Raw genomic sequence first — 289 nt, 5'->3', positions numbered from 1 at the left:
GATCGCGCAATTGCTCGACGTGACCGTGTTCAACCGGCTGCGCCGACAGAGCTGGTGGCGCGCGCCGATCCTCGGCACGCTGGTCGGCTCGGTGTTCGACACCGCCGTGTTCTTCACCGTCGCTTTTTCGGCGGCCTTCGCCTTCGCTGGCCCGAACGATGGCTTCGCGCTCGAGACCGCGCCGCTGATGGGCGTGCTGCCGGTCGAAGCCATGCGCTGGGTATCATGGGCGCTCGGCGACCTCGGCGTGAAGCTGATCATCGCGGTGGTAGCGCTGATCCCCTACCGG

1 protein-coding gene is annotated in these 289 nt (G+C 67.5%); it reads left to right on the top strand.

Annotated elements, in window-relative coordinates; genetic code table 11:
* Window positions 1–289 (top strand): VUT family protein (locus E5W87_RS34435; RefSeq protein ID WP_292408110.1); only part of this gene is annotated, 289 nt, incomplete at both ends.

Origin of the sequence: Mesorhizobium sp. (assembly GCF_004962925.1) — a bacterium.
In the GTDB taxonomy this organism is placed as follows: domain Bacteria; phylum Pseudomonadota; class Alphaproteobacteria; order Rhizobiales; family Rhizobiaceae; genus Mesorhizobium.
Note: the sequence above shows the minus strand (reverse complement) of the source record. Positions and strands in the feature narration are given on the sequence as shown.